At 50.2% G+C, this 14674-nt stretch carries 14 protein-coding genes and 2 tRNA genes; 5 read left to right on the forward strand and 11 right to left on the reverse strand.

Features of this window, described 5'->3' with window-relative positions:
* Positions 1 to 67 precede the first annotated feature (67 nt).
* Entirely contained in the window at positions 68 to 421 is a 354-nt protein-coding gene (locus R6H26_RS05090) for an NIL domain-containing protein (RefSeq protein ID WP_404788896.1), read from the reverse strand.
* A 23-nt stretch (positions 422 to 444) separates the two neighbouring features.
* A complete protein-coding gene (locus R6H26_RS05095; RefSeq protein ID WP_404788898.1) occupies positions 445 to 1539 on the reverse strand; it encodes a sulfate ABC transporter substrate-binding protein in 1095 nt (364 codons plus the stop codon).
* Between the two features lie 238 nt (positions 1540 to 1777).
* Between R6H26_RS05095 and R6H26_RS05100 the strand changes: the two genes are divergently transcribed.
* Both R6H26_RS05100 and R6H26_RS05105 read left to right on the forward strand, forming a co-directional pair.
* A complete protein-coding gene (locus tag R6H26_RS05100) occupies positions 1778 to 2569 on the forward strand; it encodes a Crp/Fnr family transcriptional regulator (RefSeq protein ID WP_404788899.1) in 792 nt (263 codons plus the stop codon).
* A gap of 568 nt (positions 2570 to 3137) precedes the next feature.
* Positions 3138 to 3467, forward strand: coding sequence for a hypothetical protein (locus R6H26_RS05105; RefSeq protein WP_404788901.1), 330 nt, complete (start codon positions 3138 to 3140; stop codon positions 3465 to 3467).
* Positions 3468 to 3473: 6 nt separating this feature from the next.
* Here R6H26_RS05105 and gntT read toward each other — a convergent pair whose 3' ends face one another.
* A complete protein-coding gene (gene gntT, locus R6H26_RS05110; protein WP_404791218.1) occupies positions 3474 to 4844 on the reverse strand; it encodes a guanitoxin biosynthesis MATE family efflux transporter GntT in 1371 nt (456 codons plus the stop codon).
* 301 nt (positions 4845 to 5145) lie between these two features.
* Here gntT and R6H26_RS05115 point away from each other — a divergent pair, with 301 nt between their 5' ends.
* Positions 5146 to 7377, forward strand: a complete 2232-nt coding sequence (locus R6H26_RS05115; RefSeq protein WP_404788903.1) for an NADP-dependent isocitrate dehydrogenase — start codon at positions 5146 to 5148, stop codon at positions 7375 to 7377.
* Between the two features lie 183 nt (positions 7378 to 7560).
* On the opposite strand, the gene R6H26_RS05120 is transcribed toward R6H26_RS05115, so the two are convergent.
* The 6 genes from R6H26_RS05120 to htpG all read right to left on the reverse strand — a co-directional run bounded on the left by R6H26_RS05120 (position 7561) and on the right by htpG (position 12267).
* The gene (locus tag R6H26_RS05120; RefSeq protein ID WP_404788905.1) at positions 7561 to 7908 is read right to left on the reverse strand and encodes a hypothetical protein; all 348 of its coding nucleotides are present in this window, start codon (positions 7906 to 7908) and stop codon (positions 7561 to 7563) included.
* Entirely contained in the window at positions 7905 to 8069 is a 165-nt protein-coding gene (locus R6H26_RS05125) for a hypothetical protein (protein ID WP_404788906.1), read from the reverse strand. The genes R6H26_RS05120 and R6H26_RS05125 overlap by 4 nt, the downstream gene beginning before the upstream one ends.
* Before the next feature lie 97 nt (positions 8070 to 8166).
* Positions 8167 to 9753, reverse strand: a complete 1587-nt coding sequence (locus R6H26_RS05130) for an IS5 family transposase (protein ID WP_404783413.1) — start codon at positions 9751 to 9753, stop codon at positions 8167 to 8169.
* 220 nt (positions 9754 to 9973) lie between these two features.
* Positions 9974 to 10045 (reverse strand) — tRNA-Thr (locus R6H26_RS05135).
* A 10-nt stretch (positions 10046 to 10055) separates the two neighbouring features.
* Positions 10056 to 10137 (reverse strand) — tRNA-Tyr (locus tag R6H26_RS05140).
* A 180-nt stretch (positions 10138 to 10317) separates the two neighbouring features.
* Positions 10318 to 12267 (reverse strand): molecular chaperone HtpG, encoded by a 1950-nt coding sequence (gene htpG, locus R6H26_RS05145; RefSeq protein ID WP_404788908.1) that lies wholly within the window; start codon positions 12265 to 12267, stop codon positions 10318 to 10320.
* Here htpG and R6H26_RS05150 point away from each other — a divergent pair.
* Positions 12232 to 12750, forward strand: a complete 519-nt coding sequence (locus R6H26_RS05150) for a hypothetical protein (protein WP_404788909.1) — start codon at positions 12232 to 12234, stop codon at positions 12748 to 12750. The genes htpG and R6H26_RS05150 overlap by 36 nt on opposite strands.
* A gap of 299 nt (positions 12751 to 13049) precedes the next feature.
* Positions 13050 to 13427 (forward strand): hypothetical protein, encoded by a 378-nt coding sequence (locus R6H26_RS05155; RefSeq protein WP_404788911.1) that lies wholly within the window; start codon positions 13050 to 13052, stop codon positions 13425 to 13427.
* Positions 13428 to 14112: 685 nt separating this feature from the next.
* Here the strand turns inward: R6H26_RS05155 and R6H26_RS05160 are convergent.
* Together R6H26_RS05160 and R6H26_RS05165 are read right to left on the reverse strand one after the other, a co-directional pair.
* Positions 14113 to 14397 carry a type II toxin-antitoxin system RelE/ParE family toxin gene (locus R6H26_RS05160; protein WP_404788913.1) on the reverse strand — a complete coding sequence of 95 codons (285 nt, stop codon included), beginning with the start codon at positions 14395 to 14397 and terminating at the stop codon, positions 14113 to 14115.
* The gene (locus R6H26_RS05165) at positions 14388 to 14660 is read right to left on the reverse strand and encodes a CopG family ribbon-helix-helix protein (RefSeq protein ID WP_404788915.1); all 273 of its coding nucleotides are present in this window, start codon (positions 14658 to 14660) and stop codon (positions 14388 to 14390) included. Before R6H26_RS05165 ends, R6H26_RS05160 begins: the two co-directional genes overlap by 10 nt.
* Between the last annotated feature and the right edge of the window lie 14 nt (positions 14661 to 14674).

Here is a 14674-nt window from a genome sequence, read left to right on the forward strand (position 1 = left end):
TGGCCAATGCTAAGGTCTCCTTTACAAAAATCAGTCCAAACGAGAGAATGCGTCTCTACAAAAAAAATTACTGAAAAGTCCAACTCTTTTGAGTCGCTGTATCGTCGCTGAGAATCTCGATGTGCAGCTGCTCCAAATACTTCAGTGCGGCTTGAATCCGGTGAGGGATGCCGTTCAGTTCTAAATCGAACCAACCAGACTCGCTAGAATTGCTCGCCAAGAGCGCGCTTAAGATATTCACGTCCAATTCGTAGCGAGTGGCCAGGGTTGAGACGATCGGCTCTTGCGCGTATTTTGGCGGAATTTGGATTTGGATCCGCTGCCGGATCCGGCGCGCGGCTTGCTCTAGGGCAGAACGTGGCGTACTCAAACTACGCTCTGTCGGTTCGCTGTGGGTAGTACGGTCAAAACTAAACGTCATGGCGCGCGCTCTCAAATAGATTGCTAAGACTGAGAAACTTTGGTTTGAATTTGGTCGAAGATGGCTCCATCCTTAAAAAACTTCTCGTCAATTTGGCCCCAGCCGCCAAAATCCTTGACGGTAATTAGCTTTCCGACCTTGGGATACTGGGCCTCAAACTCTTTGAGGACGGACGCGTCTACAGGACGGAAGCCTACTTTGGCATACTCGCGTTGGGCTTCGGGGGTGTACAGAAACTGGACAAAGGCTTCAGCCACCTTGCGGGTGCCGTGCTTATCCACGTTTTTATCGACCACTGCCACAGGTGCATCAATGGAAATATTGACATCTCTGGGGATGCTAAAGGGCTGGGTATCTCCTTTGAGCTTGGCTAGCAATACTTCGTTTTCGTAGTTGATTAGGACGTCTCCCTGGCCTTGCTTGTAAAAAACGTCGCTCGACTCGCGCGCATCCTTGGGCAAAACAGGCGTATTTTCGAGTACGTTCTCGGCAAAGGCCAGCGCCTTAGGTTCGTCTCCCCCAGTCTTAGCCACGGATGCCCAAAGGGCGAGAAAGTTCCATTTAGCGCCGCCGGAGGTTTTAGGATTGGCTGTAATCACTTTAAGCTGCCCGTCTCCAAGCTGAGACCACTGCTCGACTTTGGGCCTGCCAGGACGGGTTACCAGTGCGACAACGGAGCGGGTTACCGTTGCGTCATTTGGCGCTTCTTGCTCCCATCCCGGCTCGATTAAACCTGCCTTTTCGATTTTTTTCACATCTCCCGCGAGGGCAAGCTGCACGATGTCTGCCTCTAGCCCATCAATGACGGCACGGGTTTGCGATCCAGATCCGCCATAGCTTTGTTCGAACGTCACCTCTTGCCCCGTTTTAGCTTTCCAATCCGCCACAAACTTCGGAATGATATTTTCGTAAGCCTGCTTGGTGACGGCATAGGACACCAAGGTTAACTTAGCGCCAGCACTACTGCTCCCTGTATTGGCGGCTGAGGAGCTACTAGCATTCCCGGAGCTACCCGCACACCCAGATAGCAGAATCCCGAGCGAGGCACAGGCCGCTAAGACTTTCCGCGCTTGCGGCGCAAGCGAACTCGCTTGGAACGCTGCATCTAAACGATTCATACGGCCACTCCTCTCTGATTCAATTGCACATTAAACTCTTTTTAACTCTATATGATGTTCAAGTAAATTTCAATACATTTGAAATTTAATCTTAGGTCGCGTCAACCTGTCTCAACGAGGCATTCAAATTCATGTCAAAATTAATTTATGGGACACAGGCCAATACAGCTCTGTTAGTAGGCCGTCTGCTTTATGTTGGGGTATTGCTTAGCGCTCTTTCAAAAATTCATAGGGATGTATGGGCACGACTGTTAAAGCATCTAAACAGGATGCTCTCAAGGCCATTCTTCGCCAAAACGCTCTGTTTCGAGTGTTAAATGCTTCCGAACTCGGTCAAGTTTTAGAGGCGTGCGCTCCTGAATCGGAAAAGCTTTACTCTAATCGCCCGGTTTATACGGCCTATCGCCCAGGCCATCAGCTCGCTTTTCTTTACCTGATCGCGTCTGGAGGCCCTGCGATCGTTCGCAGCAGTCCTTTAGACCGCATTATTGCAATTCACTACCCCGGCAGTTGCTTTGGTATGGGCAGCTTGCCGATTGGATTTGGCAAGATCCAGCTGGGGTTTCCGAGCTTACTCGAGTCTTACAAAACGACCGACGTTCTTAAGATTCCATTGGAAGCGGTGCAGCGTTTATATAACGAGCATGAAGGTTTTCAGAAGCGTTACGACCTGCTGTTCGAGCTGCACGAAAAATTTCAGTATCACTTGCTCAATTGCAGCACCTATCCCCCTCAGGCTGTGGCATCTATCCTTCGCGGTTTGATCTACCAAGAGCGCGAATTGGGGAACCAGCCCAATGAGGCTGGCGTTTATACCTTCGATTTACCCGTGGATATTATTGCTCGGGCGAGTCAGCTCAACCTTCGCACTGTCGAACAAGTCCTCAAGGGGATGGAGCAACAACGGTTGATCGAGACAGGGCGCTCCAGCGATTTTTCTGCAGACACTCTATCCGTGCTCGACGCAGAAGGGATGAAAGAGGTCTATAGCACCACGCGCGATAAGGTGCACTGGTGGCCTCTGAAGTGATGTTTGCGGGCGCATGCAAACCCAGGCCGCTGTCTCGTTATGTTCGATCGACAAACCGACGCTCGTTCTTAATCCAGCGAGAGCGATAGATTACCGCGTCAACGCTGCCAATAGAGCAAGCATCTCAATGCTCGCACTGTTGGCTCGCGACTGTAGAGAAGAAAAGAAAGCGACTTTGCTGCAACGCCTCTGGTGGCAGTTACCACAAACCAGCAAACACGGCGGTAGCAGGAGCTTCGCGCTTTTCATTTTTTGCTGGCAGCTTCAATTAGGAAAGCATAATTTGCGATTCAATTCTAAATGAATCGCAAATGCTTTACAATTCATTCAGAATTGTGTAAGATGATTTTCAGTCGGAATATGATGCCGCGCACTAGCCCTAAGCGTTATAGGCAGCACTGGCAATCGATCCAATCTTGGCGATGTTGTTTCCAAGGTGCTGACCGTAGCCGATCTGTCTGCTGCTCTATAACGTTTATCTAAACAATGCATCTGCCGCGCGTAACCTTGTCTAGTCTCCAAGCATCGCGCCTTCACCGTAAAACTTCTCAAATGGGGCGAAAAAGAGATGAATAGAAATCATGATTTTACGAATATTCACTGGGGACAAGAATTTTCTATTGAAGCTCCTCTTGATAGCGTTCGGGGAACTGTAATCGGACAAGGCAATCTTAAGTCTGGCGATTGTGTTGTCTTGTGCATTCAGTGTCGCGTCAGCGAAGTAGAGCGTTATATCGATACTCCTGAAATTTGGCAGGCCAAAATTTCTGTCGAGAAACCGATCGCATTAGAGACCGTAACGCAGAGCAATACGATGCAGGCGATCCAAAATTCGATCGCTCAGTTCAGAGAATCTCTTACGAAGCCTTTTGCGCAAATCAAAAATTTAATTGCCTGAAAACATTTATGGAGGGAGTTTGCGAAGCGTTTTCGGAATTTCTAGCCCTAAGGCGATCGCCCTGAGCGCCATAAACAATGTCAGCCCCAACCACAGCAAATGAGCGTCGCGCAACTGCCAGGCGGCGATCGCCATCGGCATAAAGCCTCCTAAGGCGGCGATCGTCACCGAGCGGCGCAGCAGTCGCCCTGCCGTCAAACCCAAAAAATAACCATCGAGCAAGTAAGCAATGGAGCCAAATCCCAGAACGGGCAACAACCAAGGCGTATAGTCTCCAATGCGATCTAAAATCTCGCGGTGGTTGGTCAAGTGTTGGAATAAAGCCGTCGGCGCGAGGGTAAAAGCGAGGGAAACGAGCAGCCCCAACCCAAAACTGGTGGCCGTTGCCACCCGCAGGAGCCGTGCCAACTGCGCGAATTCTTTTTGGGCGCTCAGCATTCCCGCTAAGCTTTCAATTGCAAAGGCAAATCCGTCAATAAAGTAGGCCGCTAAAGTCACCACTTGCAGCAGGACGGCATTCGTCGAGAGAATCTCAGTGCCCAGGTTAGAGCTGAGATTTGTAAACGCGGCAAAGGTAGAGATCAGGGCAAAAGTGCGGACCATCAGCTCGCCATTCAACATGACGGTGGCCCTAAGCGCGGTAGGGTCTAGCAAGTGTTTTGCAACGCGCTGCAATTGCCCTGCGCCCACGTCTCGACTCACCATTCCCAATCCGACCAGCAGCATTGCACCCTGACCGAGGGCAGTGGCGGCGCCCGCTCCCCTACTTTCCCAACCCCATCGCACGATGAAGAGATAGTCGAGTCCTACATTCGTCAGATTGCTGACCGCAGAGAGCAGCAATACCTTCTTGCTCTGCGATCGCCCTAAGAACCATCCCAGCACCACAAAATTGAGCAACGTTGCGGGCGCGCCCCAAATCAAAGCGTCGTAATACGCTTGACCTGCCGCTTTTACCTCTGGTGTAGCGCTAAAGAGGGCAAAGCCAGCAATCCGCAAAGGATATTGAAGCAGTACCAAAGCCGTGCCTAAGCCAAGGGCGATCGCGCCATTGCGCAGCCCCACCAAAAGTGCGGCATCTACATCCTCGCGCCCCATTGCTTGGGCGGTCATGCCAGTGGTGCCCATGCGGAGAAAGCCAAAGGTCCAGTACAGGTAGTTAAACAAGACCGTGGCTAATGCCACCCCAGCCAAGTGGCGGATCTCAGCGAGATGGCCCAAAAAGGCGACGTCCATCAATCCCGCTAGGGGAACCATCAGATTGGCAAGGATGTTTGCGATCGCAAGCCGGAAAAATTGATGCAAAATACCCATCTTTGCTTCGATAGCTCGGTTTGTTCCTCTCAGCCTATCGTCTGAGGATTTTAGAAGGTTTATCGTAAATGTAACGAGTAAGACGTAAATTGGTTCTTGTTACGTTTTACCTTCGATGTCTGGTCTCAATTACGCGAGCTAAATGTACAGACATAATCGTCTGCAAGGCGGGTTTCGGCTCCCTTCGACAGGCTCCCTTCGACAAGCTCAGGACACAGCAGGGCACCGCCGCTCAACCCTCAAATTCAGAATGGGCGAGGGTTGAGGCTTCGACGGTGAGCTCAGCCGAACCGCGGTGTCGAAACCCAATCTCGTCTAGAAAGTTTAATGGCTCCGACTTATACAAAAACCGATAGGAACCTCTATGACCGACCAAACCTATAAAATTATCTATACCTATACAGATGAAGCACCTGCGTTAGCAACGTATTCCTTCCTTCCGATTGTCAAGGTTTTTACAGATGCGGCTCGCATTGCGGTAGAAACGAGCGACATCTCCCTAGCAGGGCGTATCATCGCCAATTTTCCTGAAAAGCTGACGGAAGCGCAAAGGCAACCCGATGCCCTGACCCAGTTAGGAGAACTCGCTAAAACGCCGGAAGCCAACATCATCAAGCTGCCGAACATCAGCGCTTCTCTGCCGCAATTAATGGCTGCCATTCAAGAATTGCAAGGGCAAGGGTACGACATCCCCAACTATCCAGCCGAACCTCAAAATGAGGCCGAAGCTGCAATAAAAGCGCGTTATGCCAAAGTTCTAGGGAGCGCGGTCAACCCCGTCTTGCGCGAGGGCAACTCAGATCGGCGAGTTGCGGCGGCGGTGAAGCAGTACGCGCAAAAGCACCCCCATGCTGTGGGTGCGTGGGCGGCTGATTCTAGATCTCACGTCGCCCACATGGACGCTGGCGATTTTTACGGAAACGAACAGTCGGTCGTTATTGAGAACGCAGGCGATGTCAAAATCGAGCTAATTGCAGAGGATGGCTCTACAACGGTTCTCAAAGCGAAAACAGCGGTGTTGGAAGGGGAGGTCATCGATTCGTCGGTGATGAGCGTAAAGGCATTGCGGGCTTTCTACGAGCGAGAGATCGACGCCGCTAAGGCAGAAGATATTTTGCTCTCGCTCCACGTCAAAGCGACGATGATGAAAATTTCTGACCCCATCCTGTTTGGGCATGCCGTTGCTATCTACTACAAAGACGTTTTCACAAAATATGCCGATACGTTTGCGAACCTAGGTGTCAACCCCAACAACGGACTCGGCGACCTATATGCCAAAATCCAAGCCCTCCCCGGCGATCGCCGGGCGGCGATTGAAGCGGACCTGCAAGCCACCTACGAAACTCGCCCTAAACTGGCGATGGTCAACTCTGACAAAGGAATTACCAATCTCCACGTTCCCAGCGATGTCATTATTGACGCCTCTATGGCTGCGGCGATTCGGACCTCTGGCAAAATGTGGGGGCCGGATGGCAAACTCGCCGATACCAAGGCAATGATTCCAGATCGGTGTTATGCCACCATCTACCAAGAAATCATCAAATTCTGCCAAGAACAGGGAGCCTTCGACGTGACGACGATGGGAAACGTGTCCAACGTCGGTCTGATGGCCCAAAAGGCGGAGGAATACGGTTCTCACGATAAAACGTTTGAAATTCTTGCGGATGGGACGGTTCGGGTTGTGGATGCGGCGGGGCAAACTTTGATGGAACACAGGGTCGAGAAAGGGGATATCTGGCGCATGTGCCAAACGAAAGACCTGCCGATCCGGGATTGGGTAAAGCTGGCGGTCAGTCGGGCTAAAGCGACTGGTTCGCCTACGGTTTTTTGGCTGGATCCGAATCGCGCCCACGATGCCAATCTCATCGAAAAGGTCAACCAATATCTTTCTCATTACGATACCGCCGGACTTGCAATCAAAATGATGTCGCCCGTAAAAGCCATGCGCTTTACTTGCGAGCAAATTAAGGCAGGGCACAACGTCATCTCTGTCACGGGTAATGTCTTGCGCGATTATTTGACGGACCTTTTTCCGATTCTCGAACTGGGTACGAGCGCCAAAATGCTTTCCATTGTCCCTTTGCTGGCGGGTGGCGGTTTGTTTGAAACGGGTGCGGGCGGTTCTGCACCCAAGCACGTCCAGCAATTTGTGAATGAAGGCCATCTTCGCTGGGATTCTTTGGGCGAGTTTTTAGCCCTTGCGGTTGCGTTGGAGGATTTGGCAAATAAGACGAATAACGAGACTGCCCTGATTTTGGCTGAGGCTCTCGATCGAGCTAACGGTCAATACCTGGACAATGCCAAGTCTCCTTCTGCAAAGGTCAATGAGTTAGATAATCGCGGCAGTCATTTCTATTTGGCGATGTATTGGGCGCGAGCTTTAGCCGAACAAGATAAGAATGCGGAACTAAAAGCCAAGTTTGCGAAGCTTGCCCAACAGCTCGCCGATAATGAAGCTGCAATTCTGGACGAACTTACAGCGGCTCAGGGTAGTCCGGTCGATATTGGAGGCTACTATCACGCCGATCCAGAGAAAACTACCAAAGCAATGCGTCCCAGTGCCACGCTCAATGCGGCACTAGCATCCGTTTCTTAAATGACGAGAGATCGGACTTTTCAGCTCTGAAGTTGAAGTCGTGACTTTCCCTTGCCAAGGGTGGGACAGGACAGGCTAGAGATTATTCACAGCAAAGCTTTTGAGCATTGTCAATATAATAGTGGGGTAGATTTCGGGGTAAGTGAGCTTAGATTGCAAGTTGTAGTACGTCCTGAGTCGGGGTCAGTCTGACTGTTCTCCAAACAGATGATCTAGGATGCGACGGTTTTCGGTTTGCAGCCCTCTAACTTCAGCCTGCATTTCTTGGATGTCAGCGCGCATTTCTAACATGTCTCTGCGATAGTCAGCGGACTCTTGAATCATCCGCAATTGAATTTGAGACAATTCGGTGATTGCAAATTCCATACGGGTCAGCCGTCCATCACTGGATGCGATCGCTTCACTGTTTGCGGCGATCGCTTCACTATTTGCGGCGATCGCCTGTGAGTTGGCTGCTATTTGCTCATTGTTGGATTCAACCGTTAGGGCTAGCCTATCCAGCCGCTCATCTGTCCATCGTTCCGCCGTCACGATCTACCATCCTTCGACAAGCTCAGGACATCGTCCTTCATCAATTCCCGCTGGGCCGCTTCGGTAATGACCCGGCGTAGCCATGCGGTCATAGAAGGCAGCGATCGCACTGCTGCATCAACATACTCCGTCAATTTCACTGAGACAACCTTTTTAGACAAGACTCCCTTACCTTTATCGGCTCTTGGCCTGGGTATTAAAAATTCTTTGCATGGACGTGGATTTGGCATTTATCTAGGGCTTGCTGAAAAAGTCATTTCAGACTGAGATTGGCAACGCGATCGCCAATTCAGACATAGCTGGATATGAATGCTCAGTAATGGACACAAAGGACATCGATTCTCCCATCGTCAGCTGAGCGGCTTCGTCACGCTCCATCCCGCCATGAAGGACTTGCAGACACAGATCGAAAAGCCAAAAAAGCAAGGCTAAGAGCCCAGCGAGCCAACGCTCCAAATTGAGCACGAGAAACGTAATCGCAATGGCACTTTGAGCCGTGTGGGCCAATTTCGCCATCACCCGTGCCAGAGAAAAGCGTCGCTTGGCCTGACCAAACTTACCTTCAATCCAGACCCGGACTTTCTCATCTTGACGCGCCTGTCGCTTGAGTTGAGCCTGCACCGATGGGTCTTGCTTCGGCCTGCCCAAAGGCGGGCCACTCAATCGGATACCACGCGCCTTACACCAACTGCGATTGGCGCGAGTGCGATAAATCTGGTCGGCATGAACCGACTCGGGATAGCAGCCAAACCGAGCCCGATAAGCTTCCACCTGGTCTTGGAGATGGGTCGACTCATTGAAATTGTCCCAACTGAGCCGGTCTAGAAACACACAGCCGTTGATACAACTGACCGATAGCTTTGCACCAAACTCCACGGGCACGCCTGCTTTGCCACGCACAATGGGCCTCACATGGGGCTGGGCGATGCTCACAATCCGGTCATCGATGCGACGGATGTTGGCGTCAAACATGGCTCGTTGTTGCCTGACGACTTCAGTGATGACCAACAGCAGGCGATACTGACGCCGACTCAGTTGTGCCAAGGATGCCCCAGCTGTTATGAGGATATCAATATGCTTGAGATTGCGACCCAGATAGTTGAGTTGCTGACGAATCCCTTTTCTCCTGAGTTGACGGCTGGGTTTTCGTTGCTTCGAGATGGATAGATACGCTTTGCGCGCGAGCTTTCGGTAGGTGCGAGGCTTGGTCTTAAATTGGTCGCTCACTTGGACGTAGAGGGCATCTAGGATGGCTTCGCTCTGCTCTCTAGCCTCATTCAATAAGCTCAAGTCGCTCGGGTAGCGAATATCCGCAGGGGCACAGGTCGCATCTAAGATGAGCTGCCCTTGATTGGGGGAGGGTGGCTCATCGTCATCACGGTCTGATTCAGATGCTGCTTCACTCGATACCGCCATCTGTGATTCAGTAGCTTCTGCCACTCCTTGCATCTTCTGCACGACGGCTTCGTTGACCTGACCCACTAGCTCCAGACTCAGGCGTTTGCGAAAGTGAACCAACAGGGATGAGTCAAATGGCGCTTCATCCCGATACTCGCTAAATCCCAAGAAGTACTGCAAGTATGGGTTCTCGCGGATCTGCTCCACGGTCTCTTCATCGCTGGTGCCGAGCTTCTCTTTGATGATGAGGGTTCCCAATGCGACTCGAAACGGTTTGGCTGGTGCGCCCATCGTGGCACTAAACTGGTCGGCATAACTCGCTTCTACTGTTTCCCACGGGATGAGTTTAGCCAGCTTTACCCAGCGATTGTCACGGGACAATTTGCCGCCGAAGGGCAGGTAGAAGTTCTCAAAGGACAGTTGGCCTGGGGGTGAAGTCCGATACATGCCGACTCAAGTGCAAGGGGTTTGACTATTTTTCGCCTTTTTTCTTGCACTTTTCAACCCCCTTGTTCGGACAGATGAACTGTAATCCCTACGTTCTATACTTTTTCAGCAAGCCCTATCTAGGTCAACTTGGATAAAAATATCCTATTCATGTTGACCAAATTCCGTCAACGCACCTACTGACTTCGTAGAGAGCTTGACTCTATAATTTCCCAACCAAAGCCCGTGACGAGGATTGAACTCGTGACCTCACCCTTACCAAGGGTGTGCTCTACCACTGAGCCACACGGGCAGCGAAGGTATGGGCCGAGCTGGATTTGAACCAGCGTAGGCGTAGCCAGCGGATTTACAGTCCGCCCCCATTAACCACTCGGGCATCGACCCAAACTACCTTCCGGTTAACGAATATAGCACATAGTCCTTCTCAAAAACACTTTATCTCTAATTTTTGTGGCGGAGCACGTGGCTCGCTACAGACAAAGCCGGAACCTCTGGGACAAAAGACGACAAAAGCCTGAACCGGACAACCTGGTTCAGGCTTTTGCATTAATTAATTCAAACAAACTATCGAGCCGCCAACTCCGTCAGCCGCGTCAGCACCTGGTTGGAGCGCTCCGTAAAGGACTTCATTCCCTCCGCATCGAAGCCCTTCTGGGCCATCAGCGCTAAGTCGTAGACATATTCGCAGATTTGGTTGGCCAACTCCGCCGAGGGGGATGTTCCAGACCCGCTAATGACGCTGCCCTGGCTGATGTTGACCAGATTTTGAATCAGGGGGTGGGATGTATTGACCAATAGCGTGTGTTCCTCAGGGAACTGCATCTGCTGCTGTTGCATCATGGCCATAAGCTCCTGCATCCGCCGTGCCGATTCCGGCAGCAGAATCATTGCAGGGGGCGCGCCTTGACCGTTATCGGCCTTGAGGGCCTCCGTACGGATGGTGATTTTAGGCTTGTTCAGTGCCTTCTCGAAGAGTTGCTTAATGCCTTCGCTGCGGGTTTGGTTGGTTTTGGGGTCTACGATTTCTGCGGCTCGATCTTTATCGATCAGCGTTTCGTCTAAATCGGAGTCCACCCGCGAGAACTTGACATCGGAATATTCCCGCTCTAGGAACGGTACAAAGTGCGTGTCGATGAACGCATCCATAAACAGCACTTCTAAGCCCTGCTTTTTGTGCAGCTCGACGTAGGTGGCTTGATTCACCTCATCGGTACAGTAGTAGATTTTATTCTCGTGGCGCGCTTTGTTGCGCTCTAGATAGTCCTTGATAGTGGTGTAGGAACCGACGGTAGATTTTTCGGCGCTCCAGGCATCGTCGCCTTCGGCAGCTTCGGGTTGGGCGGCATTCAAGTCGGCGGTGCTGCGGAAGATCAGAATGTCTTCCACTTGCTTTTTGAACTTTTCGTCGTTGATGGAACCGAACTTCACGAAGGTGCCCAAATCCTGCCAGCAGCGGATGTATTCCTCGCGGCTGTCGCGGTAGAGTTCCTTGAGGCGATCGCCCACTTTCTTGGCAATATGGTTCGCGATCTGGCGGACGGTGCGATCGGCCTGCAGGAAGCTGCGGGATACGTTGAGGGGAATGTCGGAGCTGTCGATGACGCCGCGTAGGGGCATCAGGAACTGAGGGATGACTTCCTCGCAGTTGTCGCTGACAAATACCTGATTGCAGAAGAGTTTGATTTGACCCTTAGTGACATCGATATCGGGTTTGATTTTGGGGAAGTAGAGAATGCCGTTGACTACAAAGGGGTAGTCGGTATTGACGTGCACCCACAGCAGCGGCTCTTCTTGGAAGGGATAAAGGTACTGGTAAAACTCTAGATAGTCTTCTTTGGTCAGGTTGCTGGGCGATTCTTTCCAGGGGGCTTTCTGCTTGTTGATCTGCTCGTCGCCGAGCTTAATGGAAACGGGAAGAAAGTCGCAGTAGGTTTTAACCAACTGCTTGATGCGTTCTTCTTCGAGGTACTCTAGCTCTTCGTCTTGGAACGTGAGGGTAATGGTGGTGCCCCGTTCTGCCTTGTCGGAAGACTCTAGGGAAAAGGCGGTGCTGCCATCGCAAGACCAGTGCACGGCTTCAGCGCCTTCTTGGTAGGACAGGGTTTCAATATCGACGTGTTTTGCCACCATGAAGGAGGAGTAAAACCCCAGCCCAAAGTGACCGATGATGTTTTGGTCGTTGTTGGACTGATATTTCTGGACAAATTCTTCGGCGCTGGAGAACGCCACTTGGTTGATGTATTTCTTCACCTCGTCGGCGGTCATGCCAATGCCGTTGTCGGTGATGGAAAGCTGCTTTTTGTCTTTATCGAGTGCCAGTGTAATTTGAGGCTCCCCTAGATCCCCGGAATATTCCCCGGAGAAGGAAACCATTCTGAGCTTTTGAATGGCATCCACTCCGTTGGAAATCAGCTCCCGCAGGAATATTTCGTGATCGGAGTAGAGCCACTTCTTGATGATGGGGAAGATATTCTCGGTATGGATCGAGATGGTGCCCTGTTCTGCGATCGCCATAGTGCTGTCCAGACTCTAGTAAGTACGGTTTATCCGCCATTCTGTAGGGAAAGGGGCACGCTTGCCAAGGTGGGACGTGGTGCGATCGCCGTCAACCCCCCATTCGGATTTCCGAACCTAGACCTGTTTGGGATTGTGCGCTTTAGGTATGGGCTACGCGATCGCCAAGCAGCCGCGAAGGTTGCCACGTCTTCAGTAAGACAGGTTTTTACCACTAAGTTTGGCAAGGCTAAGGCTAAGCAGTTTGTGAAGGCTGGCGTTTCTTTGAAAGGAAGCCATAAGGAGCATCAGTTTGATGTTGCGGTGGCGAATGGTCGGCCTTATTTGGCGGCGCATGGGATTTCGTTTGAGGTGCATACGCCTGAGTCGATTCAGGCTGCGATCGCATGGATAAATATCGAGGTGAAACAGGTCGACCGACTCTTTACGCTGGTCATTCTTACTTTACCGCCATCTGATGTACCTGACTACAAAGTGCTTTGAGCAAGCTACGGAAGAATGACGGCAACTTATCAAGACCTTGGGGCTGTGATTGTTGACGAGCAAAAAATTGAGTCTTGACTATATCAACAGTTAGGTGATATCAAAATCTAGTAAAAGAGTGAAAATTTTCTGTAAGTAATACCAAACCTCTAATTGACTCATATCTTAAGGACGAACTACCTACCTACTGACTTCATTAAATCAATTCGAGCCTTTTTCTCTTGCAAGTGCATAATTCATTTCTCAAGGAAATCGCTTAAAATAACATTAAATATATAGAATATTACGGTTTTGATTTCATGAATCCTACAAATAACCTAATTTGCCCTAAATGTGACAATAAATACCCACTCAATAGTCAGCTTATCCAATGTCCGGCTTGTGATGTTGATTTAATCGTACCTAATCAGTATTCAAATATTAATAGTCGTAAAGCTGGAAAAATAAAAGGCAATACTGCTCCAGTTATCTTAGGAGATGGGAATATAATAAATGAACAAGAAAAATCTAAAATAGCTGACTATTCTTTTAGCCCAAAAGGCGAGGTAAGTCAATTTCAATTGGGATTTCCAGTAGCATCATGGCTAACTTTCTCGGCAGTTTCAATGTGGCTTCTACATACCAGTGGAAGCATTGCTTCAGTGCTTCAGTTCTATCAATATTTGGTGTTCAGATAAAGTCTGATTCGCTAAAATATGACCCATTAAAGCAAATAATTAATTCTTTTGTTTTAGTAATTTATGATTCTCGATGGATTATTTCAGGCATTATTGCATGTGTTTCACTATATTTTATAGTCGTCTGGATTAATAAAATCAGAGATTTAAATAATGGAATTCCCATACATGTTTCAGGCAAAAAATTCTATAAGAGATATCGTGGAACCGTTCTTGAAGGTTTATTTAATAGTGAGTGTCCCGCTGAAGGGTGCTCTGGATATTTAACGGTGACAATAGCCCCAAGTAACCAAGAGGGTTGCAAAATCATAGGGAGGTGTAATAAAAGACCTAAGCTTTATACCTACGACTTTGATCCAGAAACTCTTAAAGGTGGATGGGTGAAATTGACTGAGAAACCAAAACCAAATAACAACCAGACTCACAGACAGTAGAGGCCAATCGCTGTGTCTGTGATCGCCTCAGCCCTAGCGCACACCACCAAACACAGGCTGCTGAATGAGAATGGTCGCTGGGGGGAGGCTGAAGAGGGCGATCGCCTGGGTGGGGGTTAGGCAATCGTTAGGATGGGCTTTAAGGCTGCGGCGGTCTAACTGCGATCTCGCTTGGGACTTAGCTGGCGATCGGCTCAGCTAAACCAGGGTAAATATTGCAGTCTCAAAAACTTTCCTACCCAAGACCTTTCCTAGAGAGCATCAGGAAAATCTTGCCGCCCATGTAAAACTCGCAGAACCTCAACTCGCTCGTTTTGAACGCGATACACCACCAAAAAAGGCGTCTTTTGTACCGCCAGTTCGCGAGTCCCAAAAATGCGCCCCGGTCGTCCTACATTAGGCATTGTTGCCAGCAGATTCACTGACTTATCGATACGCAAGGCAACATCCTTAGCAGATGAAGGATCTCGATCGGCAATGTAAGTGCGGATGCGAAGGACATCTTGAACTGCAACAGATAACCAAACTATGGGCATGGAGGAGCCTTTTCATCCTCATTGCCCCAACTATTCAGCCATTCCGATACCTTCTCATGAGAGACCCATTCAGCATCGGGGCGATCGGCTTGCCCAAGCGCTTCCTCAATCTGCTGGATTTGCCAAGCCTCTCGATCGACATAAGCCGCGATCGCCTCAGCCGCCAGCCAAGATTTACTGCGCTGGGTACTTTTAGACAAAGCTTCTAGCTTCTGCTTCAGTGCCGCGTCTAATCGAACCGTAACAGTATTCGTGTCAGACATTGGCTTGAAATTGA

This window comes from Altericista sp. CCNU0014 (assembly GCF_044923475.1).
GTDB lineage: Bacteria > Cyanobacteriota > Cyanobacteriia > Thermosynechococcales > Thermosynechococcaceae > JAAURS01.

Bases quoted from the DNA above. Each gene is read 5' to 3' on its own strand.
- R6H26_RS05115 (WP_404788903.1), top strand. From the start codon at position 5,146: ATGACCGACCAAACCTATAAAATTATCTATACCTATACAGATGAAGCA.
- htpG (WP_404788908.1), bottom strand. From the start codon at position 12,267: ATGGCGATCGCAGAACAGGGCACCATCTCGATCCATACCGAGAATATC.
- R6H26_RS05155 (WP_404788911.1), top strand. From the start codon at position 13,050: ATGAATCCTACAAATAACCTAATTTGCCCTAAATGTGACAATAAATAC.
- R6H26_RS05095 (WP_404788898.1), bottom strand. From the start codon at position 1,539: ATGAATCGTTTAGATGCAGCGTTCCAAGCGAGTTCGCTTGCGCCGCAA.
- R6H26_RS05100 (WP_404788899.1), top strand. From the start codon at position 1,778: ATGGGCACGACTGTTAAAGCATCTAAACAGGATGCTCTCAAGGCCATT.
- R6H26_RS05165 (WP_404788915.1), bottom strand. From the start codon at position 14,660: ATGTCTGACACGAATACTGTTACGGTTCGATTAGACGCGGCACTGAAG.
- R6H26_RS05150 (WP_404788909.1), top strand. From the start codon at position 12,232: ATGGATCGAGATGGTGCCCTGTTCTGCGATCGCCATAGTGCTGTCCAG.
- R6H26_RS05160 (WP_404788913.1), bottom strand. From the start codon at position 14,397: ATGCCCATAGTTTGGTTATCTGTTGCAGTTCAAGATGTCCTTCGCATC.
- R6H26_RS05130 (WP_404783413.1), bottom strand. From the start codon at position 9,753: ATGTATCGGACTTCACCCCCAGGCCAACTGTCCTTTGAGAACTTCTAC.
- R6H26_RS05090 (WP_404788896.1), bottom strand. From the start codon at position 421: ATGACGTTTAGTTTTGACCGTACTACCCACAGCGAACCGACAGAGCGT.
- R6H26_RS05105 (WP_404788901.1), top strand. From the start codon at position 3,138: ATGAATAGAAATCATGATTTTACGAATATTCACTGGGGACAAGAATTT.